Origin of the sequence: Halobacillus amylolyticus (genome assembly GCF_022921115.1) — a bacterium.
GTDB lineage: Bacteria > Bacillota > Bacilli > Bacillales > Halobacillaceae > Halobacillus_A > Halobacillus_A amylolyticus.
This window is the reverse complement of record NZ_CP095075.1, coordinates 2,240,875-2,257,652: the sequence shown is the minus strand read 5'-3', so window position 1 is coordinate 2,257,652 and position 16,778 is coordinate 2,240,875. Positions and strand designations below refer to the sequence as shown.

General features: G+C 40.3%; 19 protein-coding genes. 10 read left to right on the top strand and 9 right to left on the bottom strand.

Going from position 1 to position 16,778, the window contains the following annotated elements; translation table 11 throughout:
* The first annotated feature begins 34 nt into the window (after positions 1–34).
* Positions 35–166 (top strand): hypothetical protein, encoded by a 132-nt coding sequence (locus MUO15_RS21670; RefSeq protein ID WP_256464121.1) that lies wholly within the window; start codon positions 35–37, stop codon positions 164–166.
* Positions 167–183: 17 nt separating this feature from the next.
* Positions 184–651 carry a methyltransferase domain-containing protein gene (locus tag MUO15_RS11635; RefSeq protein ID WP_245029454.1) on the top strand — a complete coding sequence of 156 codons (468 nt, stop codon included), beginning with the start codon at positions 184–186 and terminating at the stop codon, positions 649–651.
* On the opposite strand, the gene MUO15_RS11630 is transcribed toward MUO15_RS11635, so the two are convergent.
* On the bottom strand, positions 645–1,274 hold the full coding sequence (locus tag MUO15_RS11630) for a pyridoxamine 5'-phosphate oxidase family protein (protein ID WP_245029453.1): 630 nt from the start codon (positions 1,272–1,274) through the stop codon (positions 645–647). The genes MUO15_RS11635 and MUO15_RS11630 overlap by 7 nt on opposite strands.
* 71 nt (positions 1,275–1,345) lie before the next feature.
* Between MUO15_RS11630 and MUO15_RS11625 the strand changes: the two genes are divergently transcribed.
* Positions 1,346–1,603, top strand: coding sequence for a DUF2164 domain-containing protein (locus MUO15_RS11625; protein ID WP_245029452.1), 258 nt, complete (start codon positions 1,346–1,348; stop codon positions 1,601–1,603).
* A gap of 222 nt (positions 1,604–1,825) precedes the next feature.
* On the opposite strand, the gene MUO15_RS11620 is transcribed toward MUO15_RS11625, so the two are convergent.
* The gene (locus MUO15_RS11620) at positions 1,826–2,035 is read right to left on the bottom strand and encodes an EamA family transporter (protein WP_245035979.1); all 210 of its coding nucleotides are present in this window, start codon (positions 2,033–2,035) and stop codon (positions 1,826–1,828) included.
* 251 nt (positions 2,036–2,286) lie between these two features.
* On the opposite strand from MUO15_RS11620, the gene MUO15_RS11615 reads away from it, so the two are divergent.
* The 4 genes from MUO15_RS11615 to MUO15_RS11600 all read left to right on the top strand — a co-directional run bounded on the left by MUO15_RS11615 (position 2,287) and on the right by MUO15_RS11600 (position 6,026).
* The gene (locus tag MUO15_RS11615) at positions 2,287–2,895 is read left to right on the top strand and encodes a bifunctional transcriptional activator/DNA repair enzyme AdaA (RefSeq protein ID WP_245029451.1); all 609 of its coding nucleotides are present in this window, start codon (positions 2,287–2,289) and stop codon (positions 2,893–2,895) included.
* On the top strand, positions 2,876–3,412 hold the full coding sequence (locus tag MUO15_RS11610; protein WP_245029450.1) for a methylated-DNA--[protein]-cysteine S-methyltransferase: 537 nt from the start codon (positions 2,876–2,878) through the stop codon (positions 3,410–3,412). The genes MUO15_RS11615 and MUO15_RS11610 overlap by 20 nt, the downstream gene beginning before the upstream one ends.
* A gap of 188 nt (positions 3,413–3,600) precedes the next feature.
* The gene (locus MUO15_RS11605) at positions 3,601–4,644 is read left to right on the top strand and encodes an ATP synthase beta subunit C-terminal domain-containing protein (protein ID WP_245029449.1); all 1,044 of its coding nucleotides are present in this window, start codon (positions 3,601–3,603) and stop codon (positions 4,642–4,644) included.
* Positions 4,645–5,264: 620 nt separating this feature from the next.
* A complete protein-coding gene (locus tag MUO15_RS11600; RefSeq protein WP_245029448.1) occupies positions 5,265–6,026 on the top strand; it encodes a class I SAM-dependent methyltransferase in 762 nt (253 codons plus the stop codon).
* 340 nt (positions 6,027–6,366) lie between these two features.
* On the opposite strand, the gene MUO15_RS11595 is transcribed toward MUO15_RS11600, so the two are convergent.
* The gene (locus MUO15_RS11595) at positions 6,367–8,022 is read right to left on the bottom strand and encodes a methyl-accepting chemotaxis protein (protein ID WP_245029447.1); all 1,656 of its coding nucleotides are present in this window, start codon (positions 8,020–8,022) and stop codon (positions 6,367–6,369) included.
* Positions 8,019–8,963, bottom strand: a complete 945-nt coding sequence (locus tag MUO15_RS11590) for a BMP family lipoprotein (RefSeq protein ID WP_245029446.1) — start codon at positions 8,961–8,963, stop codon at positions 8,019–8,021. Before MUO15_RS11590 ends, MUO15_RS11595 begins: the two co-directional genes overlap by 4 nt.
* 336 nt (positions 8,964–9,299) lie before the next feature.
* Between MUO15_RS11590 and MUO15_RS11585 the strand changes: the two genes are divergently transcribed.
* A complete protein-coding gene (locus MUO15_RS11585; RefSeq protein ID WP_245029445.1) occupies positions 9,300–10,115 on the top strand; it encodes a YitT family protein in 816 nt (271 codons plus the stop codon).
* 182 nt (positions 10,116–10,297) lie between these two features.
* On the opposite strand, the gene MUO15_RS11580 is transcribed toward MUO15_RS11585, so the two are convergent.
* The 5 genes from MUO15_RS11580 to MUO15_RS11560 all read right to left on the bottom strand — a co-directional run bounded on the left by MUO15_RS11580 (position 10,298) and on the right by MUO15_RS11560 (position 14,437).
* Positions 10,298–11,305, bottom strand: coding sequence for an LLM class flavin-dependent oxidoreductase (locus tag MUO15_RS11580; protein WP_245029444.1), 1,008 nt, complete (start codon positions 11,303–11,305; stop codon positions 10,298–10,300).
* Positions 11,306–11,495: 190 nt separating this feature from the next.
* Positions 11,496–12,815 (bottom strand): efflux RND transporter periplasmic adaptor subunit, encoded by a 1,320-nt coding sequence (locus tag MUO15_RS11575; protein WP_245029443.1) that lies wholly within the window; start codon positions 12,813–12,815, stop codon positions 11,496–11,498.
* A 16-nt stretch (positions 12,816–12,831) separates the two neighbouring features.
* Positions 12,832–13,506, bottom strand: a complete 675-nt coding sequence (locus tag MUO15_RS11570) for a hypothetical protein (RefSeq protein WP_245029442.1) — start codon at positions 13,504–13,506, stop codon at positions 12,832–12,834.
* A gap of 282 nt (positions 13,507–13,788) precedes the next feature.
* Positions 13,789–13,992 (bottom strand): hypothetical protein, encoded by a 204-nt coding sequence (locus MUO15_RS11565; RefSeq protein WP_245029440.1) that lies wholly within the window; start codon positions 13,990–13,992, stop codon positions 13,789–13,791.
* 1 nt (position 13,993) lies between these two features.
* Complete coding sequence (locus tag MUO15_RS11560) at positions 13,994–14,437, bottom strand: MarR family winged helix-turn-helix transcriptional regulator (RefSeq protein WP_245029438.1); 444 nt, start codon at positions 14,435–14,437, stop codon at positions 13,994–13,996.
* Positions 14,438–14,654: 217 nt separating this feature from the next.
* On the opposite strand from MUO15_RS11560, the gene MUO15_RS11555 reads away from it, so the two are divergent.
* Together MUO15_RS11555 and MUO15_RS11550 are read left to right on the top strand one after the other, a co-directional pair.
* Positions 14,655–15,722, top strand: a complete 1,068-nt coding sequence (locus MUO15_RS11555; protein ID WP_245029437.1) for a hypothetical protein — start codon at positions 14,655–14,657, stop codon at positions 15,720–15,722.
* A gap of 68 nt (positions 15,723–15,790) precedes the next feature.
* A complete protein-coding gene (locus tag MUO15_RS11550) occupies positions 15,791–16,726 on the top strand; it encodes a diacylglycerol/lipid kinase family protein (RefSeq protein WP_245029432.1) in 936 nt (311 codons plus the stop codon).
* Positions 16,727–16,778: the final 52 nt, after the last annotated feature.

The window sequence follows — 16,778 nt, the reverse complement described above, 5'->3', positions numbered from 1 at the left end:
TAAGAAGAATAACTCTAAGAGAAATAGGGAATCTATGAGTAAAATAGTAAGGGTGGGAGATAAACGAACAATTTTCACATCCAAGGGGTTGGATGGGGAAGGGGTTGGCCTTTTTATGGCCAAAGAAAATGAAGAGTTAATAGGTGGACGCAATCCTTCCTACTAATTGATGAACGGGAGAGTGTGTTAGAAACTGGTTTTGGACCGGGAATCGCCTTAACGGAATTCGCAAAAAATCACCCGGCCGTAAACCTATATGGAATTGATGATTCTGAGGATATACTGACCATGGCATTAAATCGATTAAATAAAGTTTGCGGTCTCCGACAAATCTGCTTACTTCACGGAGAGGGAAGCATGATTAAGAACGTTCAAAAAATGTTTGATAGGGTCTATTCTATCAACAATGTAACCTTTTGGGATGATGACCCTGTTTATACTCTAAAGCACATTCGCTCACAAATGAAGGCATGCGGGAAATCGTTCGTACGCTTTACCCGCATGAGGATCGAGCTACTGACTCAACGACAGAAGTGCTTAGGGGACAGCTGGAAGCTTTTCTTCATCATCCAGGATTTCAGTCATATTGAAATAATGATTAAGCAAACAGAGCCCAACAATACCGTATGTGCAGCAGTAGTAAATCAGTAAAGCCGTTCGTTATAGCTTTCATTCAAAGAAGATTGAACTTTTTCTTCATCATGTCCGGCTAATTTGGCGTGGGCTGCCATTATTTTTGCAGGAGAAGGAAGATTAGTTGTGTCAGGCCACTGTTCCGGACGCCAAAGTTTGGATCGTTTAAAAGCCTTAGCACAATGGATAAAGCATTCGTTAACGTGTACAACGATACCAACCTTGGGGATATGCCCTTGGGCTTCTAGCTTGCTAAGCAGGTCTTCATCTTTAACAATGGTCGCTTCTCCATTAATTCGTAACGTTTCTTCTAAGCCTGGAACCATAAACAGCAGGCCAATGTTTGGATTTTCTAATATGTTTTTCATTGAATCTATACGCTTATTACCCATTCTTTCCGGAATCAGAAGATGTTTATTATCTAGAACGTATGTAAATCCTGGAGTGTCCCCTCTTGGTGAACTGTCGCATTCTCCTTTAGCGTTAGACGTACTAACGACGACAAATGGGGAATGGGCTAGAAACTGTTTAGTTAAATCATCAATGTGCTGAATAACCTTATTGTCTGCCAGTTTTCCAGGTGTTCCTTGGAGGGAGTACAGTTCTTCTACGGTGTGAACAGGGTTATGATATAGTTTCATTGTGATTTCCTCCTAAGAGACTATAATGTGCTAGGATAATATATAAACGAATGATAGGGGAGAGCCGTTTCATGATTAAATCATTAAAAAAAGAGCAAAAGGAATACCTCAAAGCTAGAATAAGGGAGTATTTTGAACTTGAGCGAGGTGAAGAAATGGGAGATTTAGCTGCTGATCAATTCCTGCACTTTATGATACAAGAAATGGGTCCATTTTTATATAACGAGGGGATAAATGATGCCAGACAAATGGTAGAGCAAAAGGTAATGAATCTCGATGAAGATTTACTTTCGCTTGAGCGACCAGCTGGGCGGCCTCAGCGATCTTAAGGTATAACTCAATTTACAATAAATAGTGTTTGTATAGTTTTAAAAAGGAAGATAAAATGGGGTTTAGCTAAATTCAAGCTCCCCCATTCTTTTAAGTTTTTTACCTCAGCAGCTCCTCCCCGTTTCCTCTTGTTAATGGCTCGATATCGTTCGGTTATGTGTCTTTTTTCTTTGATATGTGACAGCATTACTCCTCCTACTATGAATAAGGATCCACTATTTCTATACCTGTGATGGCTTGTACAATAATAGTAACCCCATAATCAGAGCAATGAAAGGTTCTAAGTTTGATAATATCGATGCCTTTGATGCATCGATGTGCCGAATGTTGTTATTCCAAATTAATGTAGCTATTCCATGTACAACGACGGCAGTCCCGGCCAGAAAGGCCCAATCAGCAAGGTCGGAACTTATTCGTAAGGGGGCACGCAAAAGGCTAGCCAAATATAAGCTTTTAACATATCAATCATCCTTCACTATATCAAAACATCGACTAACTTATTTTAACTCAGTCGTATGTTTCGTCCAACTTTCTATTGTTTAGTTGTATCAAGTGTACTAAACGCTCTGTTTCAAACCGCAAATTTCCAAGTTGTGTGATGAATTTCATTACCTTGCTTTTATATTCGCAGTACCGTACGTAATCAGCTGTTTAGGGTATGATTTCTCGTAGAGGTGATCACATGAAACTGACTAAAAACCCCCAAGTGCCTAATGAATATTGGCAAGCGATTGTTGCGAATGATCCATCCTATGATCATACATTCCTTTATGGCGTCAGAACGACAGGGATATTTTGTCGCCCCTCTTGTAAAGCAAGAGTTCCAAATATTGAGAATGTACGTATCTTTAAAAATGCCAAACTGGCCCAATTTGAGAATTTTCGCCCCTGCAAACGGTGTAAACCTGACGGGCTGCGTCAACCAGACGAAGAATGGATGGAACAAATGATTGAATGGATTGATCAACATTATAAGGAACGAGTAACCTTAAATAGATTGGCGGAAATCAGCCATGGCAGTCCATCCCATTTGCAGCGTACTTTTAAACGAGTCAAAGGGATGAGCCCGCTTAAGTATATTCAACAGGTGCGAATTTCCCAAGCCATTCACGATCTTGAGACCACCGATAGATCCGTAACAGATATAGGAATAGCAGTGGGTTTACCCAACATCGCTTATTTTGTAACCTTGTTTAAGGAAAAAACAGGGAGTTCCCCCTCTGATTATCGGAACAATCACCAGCAAAAACAATCAAAGGAGGGACACAACCATGAATTATACGAAAGGTAACATCATCTATTGGTCGCTTTTAGAGTATGAAAATTGGAACTTCTACATGGCCACAACATCAAAAGGGCTTTGCTATGTCGGGTCACACGATGGCCCCTTTAAAGAGCTGAAGGATTGGACGGAACGCCGCTTCCCCGGTTTTGAGTTGCTAGAGAATCATGGCGCGCTTCAACCTTTTAAAGGGGAATGGCTTGAGTACTTTCAAGGTAAACGCGAATGGTTTACGTTTGCTGTAAATATACAAGGGACTGCTTTTCAACAAGAGGTGTGGGAGGCTTTACAGCAAATCCCTTATGGTGAGACATACACGTATTCACAGCTAGCTGACATGATTCACAAGCCTTCTGCTGTACGTGCGGTCGGAGCCGCTGTTGGCGCCAATCCAGTGCTGATAGCTGTACCATGCCACCGAGTAATCGGGAAGACCGGGGCGCTAACGGGCTACCGTGGCGGTTTGGAAATGAAAAAATATCTATTGGAACTTGAGAAGGAGAACGGAAGTAGCACCAATGTTTAATCGAATACCAATTTAGCCTCAAAAAAACTTATTCATAAGAAGTGCTAAACGTAAAATAATCCGTTTTTATTAGTTAAGCATTCTAAGTAATATAATTAAATCAATTGTAATTTTATTTACTCTAAAGAGTAATTTAATGTTGCTTTCTAGCGTAATTTATATTACGTTAAATTAAGAGGAGGGGTAGTTTGGAAAATTTGCGGTTGAATGTAGCGTTGTTACGCAGGCGAGTGCCTAATCTGACCAAGGCCGCTCGGTCTGTTGGTTTGCGACCTGCAACGGTATCTAATCTATGTACGGGTAAGATCCCTGTAGGGCGTTCTGAAGTTCGCACATTAGTAGCTCTTGCATCACTGGCCGAATGTAGTTTGGATGAGTTGATCATAAGAGGGGAGAATGTGGAGATGATTGAAACCAAAATTAAAACATTGGACTTGTTTGCCCCATTAGCTAAAGGTGGAACTGTTGGATTAGTGGCTCGTCCGGGGATGGGCCAGCTAGTCGTGCTTGCCGAAATGTTTTATCGGCTAAGAACTAACGGATATGTAACCGTATTGCTTAAACCTGAGGGGGAATCTTCTGAAATTAACGACATTATCGATTATATTGATATCGTGACAACCTCGATAGAAGAGGCTTACGAAAAGATTGCAACAGCCGGAAAAGGTAAAGAAATAATCTTTACAGCTGACAGAAGCCATGTTCTATCCGGAGATGTTTATGAAATCCAAGAACGCCTATCTAATATAGGGATTGATCATGTCACAACATTTCTAGTTGATTTAAAAGGGACCGCCGTTGATGAAGATCTACCTTATGGACCGCTTGAAACGCTTTGGCATTTTGATGCTGAATTGTCGGCAAGGCGTAAATACCCCGCGGTGAATCCAATTTATTCTACATCCTCGGTTCTTGAGGGTGCTCATATTGATCAAGATCACTTTTCCACCCAGCAACGAGCACAGAAATTATTACGTCGTTATCGAGAATTGTGTTCATTAGTCAAGGTTCAAGGCATTGATAAAATACCTGCTTCTGAGCTAGCGACCTATAAACGTGGGGAGCGATTGGAAGCCTATCTCACCCAGCCTTTTTATGTAGCTGAAAGTTTTACAGGGGAAAAAGGAGAGTCAGTCAGTCTTCAAGACACATTAACAGACGTGCGAAAAATTCTAGATGGGAGTACGGATTCAAAAGAGGTGGAAGAGTTGACCAATATTGGAAGGCTTTAATTCATATTCTTTATGAGATGAGACAAAGATTGCAATAGATCTTTGTCTTTTTATATTTTTCCAGAGTTAAAAAAGTACGGAATGTTCCCATTTGAAGGAAAATGGACGCACTTTGTTGAAGTGTTTTATTGTGGCTAGAGAAAGCAATTATTGAAGAAATGAAAAGGAGAATGAGTTTGAATGTAATTATGCTTTTAGTCATGTTTTGTACAATTTTATTCGGCTTCAATTGGTTATGGGGTACAGGAAAAACGATATCGTTATTGATTTCGATGAAAGGTATACGAATTATAAAGAATATGTAAGAACGATTCAAGAGGAACTTGTGAATCAAGGACGGCTAGTGAGTTATAAAGGCAATCGTAGGTTTATTATAGATGGGCGACCATATATTTTTATTGACAAAGGACAGTTCTTAAACCCGAAAAGTGAAGGTAGTGAAGTTACATAAAGAGCAAAGAGGATACATTAGTAATCACAAAAGGCTACGAGAGACTAGTATTAGAAACGAACAGTGATTGGATAAGTAAGTGCATTAAAGTTATACGCTAAAAATGGATACCAAGTCTACGATGACGATGGTGAATGCAGTCATTCTTATATTCAGAAAGAGGGTTATGATGAAAACAACAGATTACTCTAAAATAGCTGAGGTTTACGACAATAATTCGTTTAGATTTGATGAGGTGCAAATTGACACACACCTTGAGGGTTACCTCCAAAATTACCAGAGGCAATCTTACAATGTCATGGATTTAGCTTGTGGAACAGGAATATATCTCAATGATCAAACGTCAAACTTTGATTCGCATTCTATCCAGTGGCATGGACTCGATGCCTCGAAAGAAATGCTTAGAAAGGCTGAAGATAAACTAGAAGGGGTCACCTTAGTTCAAGGCTTAGCAGAAGAGCTTCCTTATGAAACAGAGTCATTTGATTTTATCTCAAATAACTATGCTTTTCACCACTTTACTAAGAAGAAACAAGTGGTAGACGAGGTTCAACGAGTATTAAAGAAAGGGGGAATCTTTAAGTTACATAATATAAACATTCATGACATGGAAAAATGGTGGGTTTATCATTACTTTCCTGCAGCTTTTCAAGAGGACTTAGACAGGTTTTGGCAAAAGGAAGTTATCTTTAATGAACTCACTAGCCAGGGATTTACCGTACGTATTGAGAGTAGCTGCCAGATGGAGAGCATTAGAGTAGCTGACTACCTGAAGCATGCAGAAAATAGAGACATTTCTGTGCTCACTCTTATAAATGATGAGGACTATTATAATGGCTTAACTAAAATGAAATATGATGTAGAAATGGATGCAGACAAAACGATAGTCAACGATTTTTCCGAGCTCATCTGTATAGCCAAAAAATCTTGATATGAAATGCAGAAACTCTATAGATCTCAGTAACGTCCACGTTGCAATGTTTATCAGCGGCAAGATATTTAATGAGGTATTTGCGTATTTAACTCGTTTTATGCACGTTTTGAAGCCATATATGAGTATTTACAAATTTTTTTCAGAATAGGTTCCTGTCAAGCGGCTATCAACATGCAGGTACACCAGAGTTAGAGGTTTATACAGATGAGGCCCCCTATAGTTCTGGCAATTATTCTGAAATAGGGGTTCTAGTAAAATAATGACTAGATAAGAAAAAGGGTGTCCCGAAGGTTTAACCTATGGAACACCCAATATATGTTACTAGATTTTTTGTCATTTATGACCATGTAAAATGTTCAAGTTCCTGGTTCATTTGATTAACCATCATCCCTAACTCATTAGCTTCCTGCCTAAGTTGGTTAAAGGCATGTCGCTGTTCTTCCGCGGAAGCGGAGATTTCCTCTGTCCCTGCAGCAGTTTCTTCCGTAATGGCACTTACATTTTCAACAGAAGTTGTAATTTGAGAACTTTGTTCCTTTGAGCGGACCATCCCGTCAACAAGTGCGTGTAACTGATCATTGATCCTATCCACCTGTGTTTTAATCATAGCAAAGGCCTGTTCTGATTGATTGACTGCTTCATTTTGCTTTCCAGTTAAGGAGACAGTTTCATTCATTTCCTGTTCAATCATACTGACTCCTGATTTAATTTGTTGTACCATATTTGAGATTTTGCTCGTCGCATCAGTTGACTGATCGGCGAGTTTACGGACTTCTTCGGCAACAACAGCAAATCCTTTACCGTGTTCTCCGGCACGGGCCGCTTCAATCGCTGCATTCAAAGCTAGCAAATTGGTCTGTTCAGCTATCTCATTGACTAGCCGGACAGTTACTTCAATTTGATCTGTGTACCCAATGAAGTCTTGAACAGATGATCCCACCTTCGTGATGGAACCTTTATTCTTCTCCATAACCTTGCGTTGTTCCTCGATTGCCATTTGTCCTTCCTGAACCTTTGATAAAGTTGCTGTACCTGACTTTGAAGCTTTTTGACTTTCTTCCGTGTTCTCCTCAAAATTGCGATGCATCTGCTCCATAAGCGAGGCGACATCTTGTATATCATTAGAAATTGATTGACTTCCTTGCGCCAATTCATCTGTTGAGCTGGTGACTTGTTGCGTGACTTCAGAAAGCCCCGTCATTTCATGGTTTAACTTTGTACTGAACTGTTCAACATTTCCTCCAATTTGATGGACGGATTTGACGGTTGTGGTAAGGTTGTCGATCATCATTTGGAAGGATTGTTTAAGCTGTCCAATCTCATCCTTTTCTTTCTCAGACACGTTAATGGTTGTCGTTAAATCCCCCTTAGCTACTTTGGATGCCTGTGCCGCCAAATCCTTCATTGGTTTAGCAATGTGTTTAGTTAAACGGGATGTCGCAAAGATCGAGAGCACGACTAACACAACTCCAGCTATAATGGCAAAGCTAATTAACTGACGTACTGTACTTGATTGCTCCTCCATTTTGCTGTCATACCAGGCTCTGGATGCCTGTTGAAGCATATACATATCATTAAGAATACCAGGAGTACGGGCAGCCTGGCGCTGGATCTCATTTGTATCTTCTGCTGTTAAAGCGTCTGTCGTCATTTGTTGCCAGTCCTCATATTTTGTAACAGCTTGGGTGTACCAGCGTTCTTGTTCTGGAGTAACCATGAGTGAACCAAGATCAGTGAGAGCTGATTGGGCTGCTTCCATTGTTGTCAAAGCTTCGTTTTTTGTCGCCGCAGAAGGACTGTATCCATATGTATTCAACGTCTGCTCAAGCTTAACCAGTTGACCGTTGACCTCCTTTGACTCAAGCAGAACCTGTACATCCTGATTGGAGGAGTTTTCAAGGCTCGTCATTTGATAAACAATGAAAGAAATTAGGGCCAGACTAAGGAACAATGGCAGTAAGGTCATTATATATAATCTTCTTTGAATCGTCATTGTCCACTCTCCTTATCAAGTGTTTCTTGCTGTTCCGCCGTAAGCTCTATTAATCGAATCGGTGCGAGGCCGACACCCTTCTCCTTGACTCCAAGTGTGATTTGACCGCCTTTTAGCTGCTCTCCTTTTACGAGCTGATTCATAACATCATAAAGCGCTACGTCCAAATTTTTAAGCATTGATGTCACAACAGCCTTCTCCGCAACAAAAAACTGGTCACTATCCACACCAAATGCGTAAACCCCCTGTTTTTGTGCTTCTTTTAAGGCGCCAATTCCCGTAAACCCTGCTGCAGGGAAAATATAATCAGCTCCTTGTTCGACCATTGAGCGTGTGATTTCGGCACCTTTCCTATCATCATCAAACGTTTCCGCATAGTTTACGAGCACCTCGGCCTCAGGATTCACTTGCTCTACGCCATCAACAAACCCCTTTTCAAATCGCTCTACTACAGGGATGCGCTCACCGCCGATAAAGCCAACCACATCTGACTCCGTCCTCATACCAGCAATCAGACCGATTAAATAACTGCCCTCATCCTCTTTGAAAGTAATCGAGGTCACATTTTCAAACTCAGAAACGGCATCAATCAACACAAATGGCTGCTCAGGATAGCCCTCAGCCAACGCATCAATCGCACCTTGCGAATTATAACCAAGCCCAATAATTACATCATGACCCTGCTCAATCAAATCCTTCATATGCTTTTCATAATTTTTGTCAAAAGGTTCTCGATAATCGAACGTAATACCAAGTTCGTCCCTAGCTTGTTCCAAACCTCGGAAGGCCGAGTCGCTAAACGAATCGTCTCCAAGCCCACTTTCAGTCACAAGCAGGCCGGCGCTGATTTCCTTATTCTTCTCCTCTGACACTGCTTCCTGGCTATTGCAGCCCATGAGAAGTGTACCTAATAGTAATAGACCGAACCAATGTCTTTTCATGCTTCCACTCCTATCGTATGATGTCTGACAACATATGTTATCGGCAGCTTTTAACAAAAATGAAGTAAAAAGTCCTATAAAGTGAACTTTTGTTCGTGAGTTTGTATATTTTTTGAAAGATAAAAAAACACACTATGGTTACAACCATAGTGTTAGACATCACTATATTGATCTTTATTCTTTATATAAGCACCAGTACACCTCCCAAAAAGACTACGATCGATTGGTTACGAAAGCAGATAATGCTTTAGGCGAAATAAGTATTGACTTTTATTTTCGTGACCACTAGAATTCATTAGGTGTTTCTACTAATGTCCTGATTGGGGTGTCATGTCAATGAATCAATTATATAGATTTGCTTTATTATTTGTATTTTCTGTTGTTTTAGGATTTGCTTTTAATATGTTCCTGCTCCCTCATGAAGTATTAACAGGTGGAGTAACAGGTCTTGCTATGGTTTTTGGACTGCTTTCTCCCATAAACTCTGGTATTTGGCTTGTCGTTTTAAATATTCCTATTTTGGTTATTGGCTGGATGAAACTAGGGAAGGAATTTATATGGAACAGTATATTTTCCGTATTTATCACCTCTATTTCGATGCAGTATATACCAGTAGTTAAGGTAACCGATGACGTGTTGTTATCTGCTGTATTTGGAGGAGTCATTGCAGGTATATCTATTGGCTTTATCATACGACTTTATGGATCAACTGGAGGCTTTGATGTCATTGGACTTGTTCTTACCCAAAAACGTGATATCCCTCTAGGCGGATTAATTTTCGGCTTAAATAGTGTCGTTGTATTTATATCTGGGTTTATCTTTTCTTGGGACCTAGCGTTATACACGATGGCCTCGATCTACATTACCGGAATTATTATCGACCGTGTTCATACCCGTCATATAAAATTAAGTCTAATGGTGGTATCAGATCGCGGAGATGAGATTAAAGGTGAACTGATTAAAAATTTAATACGAGGTATTACTGTAATGGATGGGCAGGGTGCCTATTCTAATACTGAACGTAAGGTCCTTTATACCGTGATATCCCGTTATGAACTAGCTATAGTCAAGTCTCTAATCACAAGTGTTGATCCAAAGGCATTTGTCAGCATCAGTGAAACGGTTGAAGTAGTAGGGAATTTTAGGAGATAATAATGGGCTAATTGGAAAAAAGAATTAAAATGGTGCTACAAAACACTGTTTTCTTTTTGTTGAATAGCTAAAGCCCGCTTCCCTTCTATAAATTAGAAGGGAAGCGGGCTTTTATATTAATGATATAACGACTAAACGTCAGAAGCTAACTAACATATGAGTACTTCTTTATATCGAAGAATCTATCGAACTACAGATTCACGAAGCTTGAAGGCATCAGCTAATAATTCATAGGATTTTAAACGTTCGTCAAAAGGAGAAACAATCGTGTTGATAATGACTTCATCCACCTGATAGTAGTTTGCTAGACTTTCTACTTCCCCTTTGACCTTTTCAATGGAGCCGACGATCATACGGCTGCGATTTTCACGAACCCGCTGTTCCTCAAACATGGTGTATGGGTAGCTAAACGCTTCTTCAGGTGTCGGGAAGTGATGACGGATTCCACCTTGTTCAATTTTTAAGATAGCAAGGTCTAAACTGGCTGCCAAGTATTCAGCTTGTTCGTCAGATTCTGCACAAACGACAAAGATAGACACGTTCCCTTGGGGCGTCTGCTGCTGAAGGGAGGGTTGAAAGTTATCCTTATAACGGTCCATTGCGCGAGCCCCGCCATACCCATTAATAAAGTGCGCGAAGGAGTAGGAAACACCGAGGTCAGCCGCTACTCTTGCACTTGTGCCGCTTGAACCAAGCATCCAAACGGGTGGCACAGTATCACCTTGTGGGGAGGCAAAGACACCCATATCTTGTGGATCCTTTCCATGTAGATAAGCAATTAATTCTTCAACTTGAGCAGGGTATCCTTCTATACTCGGGATTTTCCCCGGGTTTAATGCTAAGTTGACGTTTGGCATGCCGCCGGGTGCACGTCCGATACCTAAGTCAATCCGGTTAGGGTTTAGTGTTTCAAGTACTCGAAAGGATTCCGCCACTTTATAGGAGCTGTAATGTGGAAGAAGAACACCACCTGTACCAATACGGATTCGCTCGGTGTGTGCAGCTAAATGGGCCGTCAATATTTCAGGTGAAGACCCTGCCAAACTGTTTGTACTATGGTGTTCAGACACCCAAAATCTATGATAGCCGAGCTGATCTGCCCATTTGGCCAGCTCCGTCGTTTGTTGTAATGCATCATGTGGACTCATTCCTGTTAGCACAGGGGATTGGTCCAATACACTTAATTTCATGTTCCCTTGCCCCTTTTTAAAATAGTAGTATTATTATCATCCCATGTGAAAAGGTAGAAGGCAAAAAAATAGTCTAGTTTTGTAAAATCTACCAAAAAGAAGGTATCCATCTTTTTAGGACACCTTCTTTTTCAGAGAGTATTGTATTTCACGGTTATAAATTAGCGGATATTACGTTTGCGATCTATTTTTATCTATTCATCAGCCCTAGTAATCCATAATCCAGCATCAAGGAAGGATCAATACTAAAGAGTTCTCGTATTTGTAAGTCACTTACCTTAAGTGGTGTGAAAAATATAGAACCTTGACGGAATTCATCCACAGGTTGGACGGCGAGGTGGTCGTTGTTTTCTAAACCATCGATAACTTCGACAATTCCGTCCTCGGTGATGCCTGTCTCAAGCTCTCTTTCTTCCAGGCGTCCTTGATCATCCATGACCCAGGCAGATGAATTCACATCTGTCATTAACACGTCATCAAAAGCAGCGACAGTATCAACGGCTTCATCTGTTAGGATTTCAACTTCGGCGTGATAGCCTGGTTTAACTTCTTCACTTTCTCCCTCAACAATGATTTCATACGGGTAGTCACTAGCACGGTTGACATCTACCTTTTCTGGAAAAGGATGAATGGCTTCGATTGTACCCGGTAACTCAATATTTAAGTCGGGAATGCGAACAAGGGTGTTCATGCCTTGCTCTACAAGTTTTCTATGATTCTCAGATAACTCACCACTTACCGTTAAATTGCTTGATGAAAGGGTGAGCAAAGGGGATTCAAGGTTTTCAGATAGGTCAGTCACAACCCCGGAAAATTCGCTCGTAACTGTGATGGTTTGACCTGTTTCTTCAAGCTGGCTAAGCTGATCCTCAACCATAGTAAGCTGGGCTTGTTTTTGCGAAAGTTCCAGTTCCTTTTCAGCAAGTGCTTGTTCTTTCATGAATTCGGTTTCAATCGTTGAATCCGAATCGCTCTCCTGCTGTTGAGGATTTATGTTTTGTGAAAAAGGATTCTCTGTTGAAGGTGCTGGAAAAAGAAAAGGGTTTTCCTCCTCTGTTTCAGACCTTTGTGAAAAAGAAGGCGGGCTAGTCGTTTCTGACTCAGGTATTGTGAAACTTTCCAAATCATTGATGTAGGTTTCTATCGAGTCGATTTCTCCTTCTAAACGAGATGCTTCTGACTCAAGCTTATGTACTTGTGTGTCATAATCGGCAACTTCATATGTATAAAGCTCGTCACCCTCTGAAATTTCATCGCCTTCTTCAATTAAGAACTCTTGAAACGAGCCGGTTTGTTGATCAAAGTAAATAGCATTTGTATCGCTTGCGGTAAAAACCCCTCTAGTATTGATTGTTTCATAGAGATCGTAAATAAAGGCTGCAGACCAGTTTTTAATGTAAGACTTCCGTTCCACTTCACTGTCACGGTCAAAGAATAGTAGACAGGCATTAAGTAGTAGGAAGGCAATGGCGCATAGTCCTACAATTCTAACTTTATAGCGTGTTCTCATCGTCTTCCTCCTCACGTTAAGATGTAAGTAGATGTACGAGAAACGTACCGTAATGAGTCAAGGCAGCGGTTCCTGCCCATGTGATCATGTGCCATAGAATGACACCTGCAATAATCCAGCCTCTTTTTGATGTCGAAAGGAAGGATATACATTTAATTTGAAACCAGAGGATAAGGATTTGAAAAAGAGAGATCGCACCTAAGAAATAAATCAGCCACTCTATGTTTGTTATGTAGGAAGCAATGACACCAAAAGAGAAAGGCGATACATACCAGTCTAAACCAGCATAAACCATTAGTGGAATCCAAGTGATTCGCTCGGTTAGCATTATAAGTAAAACGTTCATTTGAATGATCATTGTTTTTTTGTAGGGCACCTCAAACATGATCCAAAATACTAGGGGAGCGATAAGAAGAACCCCAAAGAACAAAAGAAGACTGTAGCCAATTCGCCCGATCATGAACCATGCCTTATATAACTCATATTCTGTGCGGTTAAATTCTGTCATGTTCATCGATATAGGGTCTGTTCCTAGCCCAAGCCAAGCCATCCATATGTATGTAAGAATAGTTAACAGCATTAAAAAGAAGAAGGCTTTCCATAGATTTCGTATTCGCTCGGCCTCTCTTAGTTTAAATAACTGATCATGAAGTCGTGTAAAGAGTTTAAGTACATGGGTCGAATAAATCATCTGCTTCATCCTTTAAGATCTGTCTATTCTCTTCTAAGTTTAACTTAATTTGTCAAAGCGTGCTATATGATTCTATCATTAATGGAAAGGCGCAGTTCCAAAATGAAACGGCGCTTTTCATAGGACTTTTCTTAGTTTGAATGAGTTGGCATATAATCGGGAGTATCTTTCGATTTCTTGAAAAAGAGTTTCCGGTCTCCGTATAAAAAAGAAGATCGAGAGTGAAAAAGCAAAAATATCAGCCATTGGGAAGCCAGCCAAACCCCCGTGACACCAAAGAAACTAGGGAGAATCAATACGAGCGGAATAAGGAATAGAACTTGACGCGCCATGGAAAGGTTCAGGTTTAGCCATTCCCAGTACCTGATACAAAATTCCGCTAACGACTTGAACACCAATGAGTATAGACATTGCAAACATGATCCTTATTGCATGCGAGCCTGATTCAATGACAGCCGGATCGCCCGTAAAGATGTGCATCAACAATTTATGTCCTCCCAGCTGAGATTTTTAAATTTTCCTGTATCTTTTGTAACCAGGAAACAATGACTTGCCGCTCTTCTGAAGAAAAACCCTTAGCAATTTCGTTTTCCATCTCTTGAATAAGGGTCCAAATGGTTTCATCCAGGTGAATTCCTTTTTCCGTAAGCTTAATGATTTTCGTTCGTTTATCCTTCGTGCAAGTTTGTTTTGTAATGCACTTGTTTTTTAAAAGCGATTCAACAATGCCATTCATAGAGGATGCTTTGATGTATAACCTTTTTTGCAATTCAGACTGGCTCTGTTCACCGTATTTGGCTAGAAAGTAAATGACCTTCGATTGGGAGTGGGTGAGTCCATATTCACTAAGTTTTTCATTATATATATTTTGAATAAAATGTGAGATCACATTGATGTTGTAACCGAGCAATGGTTGTATTTCGCGCTCCATAATTAGTTAGCCTCCTAAACAAATTAATTATAAATCAAGGGCTAATAAAGGTAAATAATTTTAAGGTAAAAGTGGTTACCTAACTGCCTGTGTAAGCGTGTACACTTTGTGAACATCTCGCTTGGAGCTAGGAGAATTGGCACTTGGGGTATAGCGGTTACCTGATAACTAAAGTAAAATATAATGTATAACAATCATAGTGAAGGAGGATGGACCTATGGGGTATCCCTTATTAGTGCAACGGAGGTCATTTTACATTGGGTTATCCTTGATCCTGCTTATTTTGTTAAGTAATTTTTCTGTGCAAAAACTTGAATTGACTGGTCCCGTTCAGCCCTGGCTTGTATACGGTACGATTATTGACGTCATGATTGTTGTGCCTGTTGTATTATTTCTTATTGTGTTACGCAGGAAACCGACATTCACCCTTTTTGCTCCGTTAATGGTCTCAGGGTTGCTGTTTTTACACTGGATTGTTCCTAGTTATGCCAAGGATGACTTACTGTACTTAAATTACACTGTGATCATGCTTGAAGTCAGCTTTATATGCGTTGAATTAATACTAGCTGTTATGTTCATACGTAAATTGCCTGAGTGGAGAGCACACTTTAAAGATGCAAAAACAACCCATGTTCTGCTTATGCCGCGCTTATTCTACGCTAATGAAAAAACATTTGCCTTTAGGGGAAAGCTTGCCCATTTTGAGAGGCTGGGCAGATTTCTTGCCACAGATGCTGCTGCCATCCGTTTCAGCTTGTTTCCCTGGCTAGACTCTTATCCATCCCGCCGACGATCATTTTCCTACCATCGAAACAGTGAGTATTTTGGTGTGTTTCTCATGCTTATCCACGCCATGGCAATTGAAATTATAGCTGTTCACGCTATGCTTGCGCAATTTAGCCACACAGCTGCCTGGATCGCCACCTTACTTGATGTGTATGCCTTATTATTCCTCATCGCAGATTACCAAGCCATACGAAAATCTCCTGTTGTTATTGAAAGGCAGGTCCTTCATATTCAAAAAGGTCTTCGTTTTCACATAACAGTCCCGTTTGAGCAAGTTGCCTCTATTTCTCCTTGTGAAAAAGCAGCTGCTGAATGTTCGAAAGATAAAGAGGGAATAAACTTAACACTTGGCGGGCTAGAAACAAAATCCCCTCAGTTTGAATTAAGGTTAAAAACAAATTTGGACGCCTATATGATTTTTGGATTTAAGAAGAAGGTGTCTACCGTGTACTTAACACTGGACGAACCGGAAGCTTTTTTAAAGGAGCTCTCTTTCTAAGTATAGGTGTTTCAATGCTTCAAAATTAGGTAATCATTAATATAGGACAATGGATAGGGGGAAGTGACATGCCTCGTTATGAAAGTGGACTATTTATATATAACGGCAATGCAGACAGTGAAAATTCAGAACAAAACTTAGCTATGACGTTACCGAGTATTTCTCAAACTGTCAAAGAATTAACGGTTATCCAAACCGATTCACTCGAAGATTTCAAACAAACTTGTTGTGAATACAGTTCTAAAGTGGATATCCTTATTATTTTAGGTGGAGATGGGACATTACATGAGTGTATAAATTGTCTAGCAGATCAAGAACAACGCCCTGTTATTGCTGTTCTACCGGCAGGAACGTCCAATGACTTCAGCCGCGTATTAGGCACACCGCAAAATTTGCAATTGGCTGCAAAACAACTTCTTCATGGAGAGGAAGTGAAAGTCGACATAGGTGAGGCCGATGATCACTATTTTATAAATTTCTGGGGCATCGGACTTGTGGCCGAAACCTCCTCAAATATAGATAAGGAACAAAAGAATCGCATTGGTGTGCTGAGTTATTTTATAAGTGCTCTTAAGACAATGAATCAAACTGATCCTTTTTCTTTTACAATCGAAGTTGATGGCAAGAAAGTTAGTGAAGAAGCAGTCATGGTTCTCGTTATGAATGGACGATTTATCGGGACAAGGGAAGTGCCATTGCCAAACTCCCAGCTGCAGGATGGGAAGTTTGATGTATTAATTGTGAAAAATTCGAACTTGACTACATTTAAAGAACTAATCACTATGAACAAACCAGGGACTGATCCAAGTAAATTTCAAGAACTATCACACATGCAGGGAGAGAAGATTCGTATCGATGTTGAGAAAGATAAAGAAGTCGATATGGACGGTGAGATCGTAGGGAGAACACCAACAACTATTAAAGGTCTCCCGAATCATTTTACATTCCTGTGCGCTGACACTAACGTTTTTAATAATGTTCAAGGGAATGAAAATATGCAGTAAATACAAAGAAGTCCGCTCAAGCAGTTTGAGCGGACTTCTTTTGTCAAAAACA

Excerpts from the sequence above, each read along its gene's own strand:
- MUO15_RS21670 (WP_256464121.1), top strand. The coding sequence starts at position 35 with ATGAGTAAAATAGTAAGGGTGGGAGATAAACGAACAATTTTCACATCC.
- MUO15_RS11630 (WP_245029453.1), bottom strand. The coding sequence starts at position 1,274 with ATGAAACTATATCATAACCCTGTTCACACCGTAGAAGAACTGTACTCC.
- MUO15_RS11625 (WP_245029452.1), top strand. The coding sequence starts at position 1,346 with ATGATTAAATCATTAAAAAAAGAGCAAAAGGAATACCTCAAAGCTAGA.
- MUO15_RS11615 (WP_245029451.1), top strand. The coding sequence starts at position 2,287 with ATGAAACTGACTAAAAACCCCCAAGTGCCTAATGAATATTGGCAAGCG.
- MUO15_RS11610 (WP_245029450.1), top strand. The coding sequence starts at position 2,876 with ATGAATTATACGAAAGGTAACATCATCTATTGGTCGCTTTTAGAGTAT.
- MUO15_RS11600 (WP_245029448.1), top strand. The coding sequence starts at position 5,265 with ATGAAAACAACAGATTACTCTAAAATAGCTGAGGTTTACGACAATAAT.
- MUO15_RS11595 (WP_245029447.1), bottom strand. The coding sequence starts at position 8,022 with ATGACGATTCAAAGAAGATTATATATAATGACCTTACTGCCATTGTTC.
- MUO15_RS11590 (WP_245029446.1), bottom strand. The coding sequence starts at position 8,963 with ATGAAAAGACATTGGTTCGGTCTATTACTATTAGGTACACTTCTCATG.
- MUO15_RS11585 (WP_245029445.1), top strand. The coding sequence starts at position 9,300 with ATGAATCAATTATATAGATTTGCTTTATTATTTGTATTTTCTGTTGTT.
- MUO15_RS11580 (WP_245029444.1), bottom strand. The coding sequence starts at position 11,305 with ATGAAATTAAGTGTATTGGACCAATCCCCTGTGCTAACAGGAATGAGT.
- MUO15_RS11575 (WP_245029443.1), bottom strand. The coding sequence starts at position 12,815 with ATGAGAACACGCTATAAAGTTAGAATTGTAGGACTATGCGCCATTGCC.
- MUO15_RS11570 (WP_245029442.1), bottom strand. The coding sequence starts at position 13,506 with ATGATTTATTCGACCCATGTACTTAAACTCTTTACACGACTTCATGAT.
- MUO15_RS11560 (WP_245029438.1), bottom strand. The coding sequence starts at position 14,437 with ATGGAGCGCGAAATACAACCATTGCTCGGTTACAACATCAATGTGATC.
- MUO15_RS11555 (WP_245029437.1), top strand. The coding sequence starts at position 14,655 with ATGGGGTATCCCTTATTAGTGCAACGGAGGTCATTTTACATTGGGTTA.
- MUO15_RS11550 (WP_245029432.1), top strand. The coding sequence starts at position 15,791 with ATGCCTCGTTATGAAAGTGGACTATTTATATATAACGGCAATGCAGAC.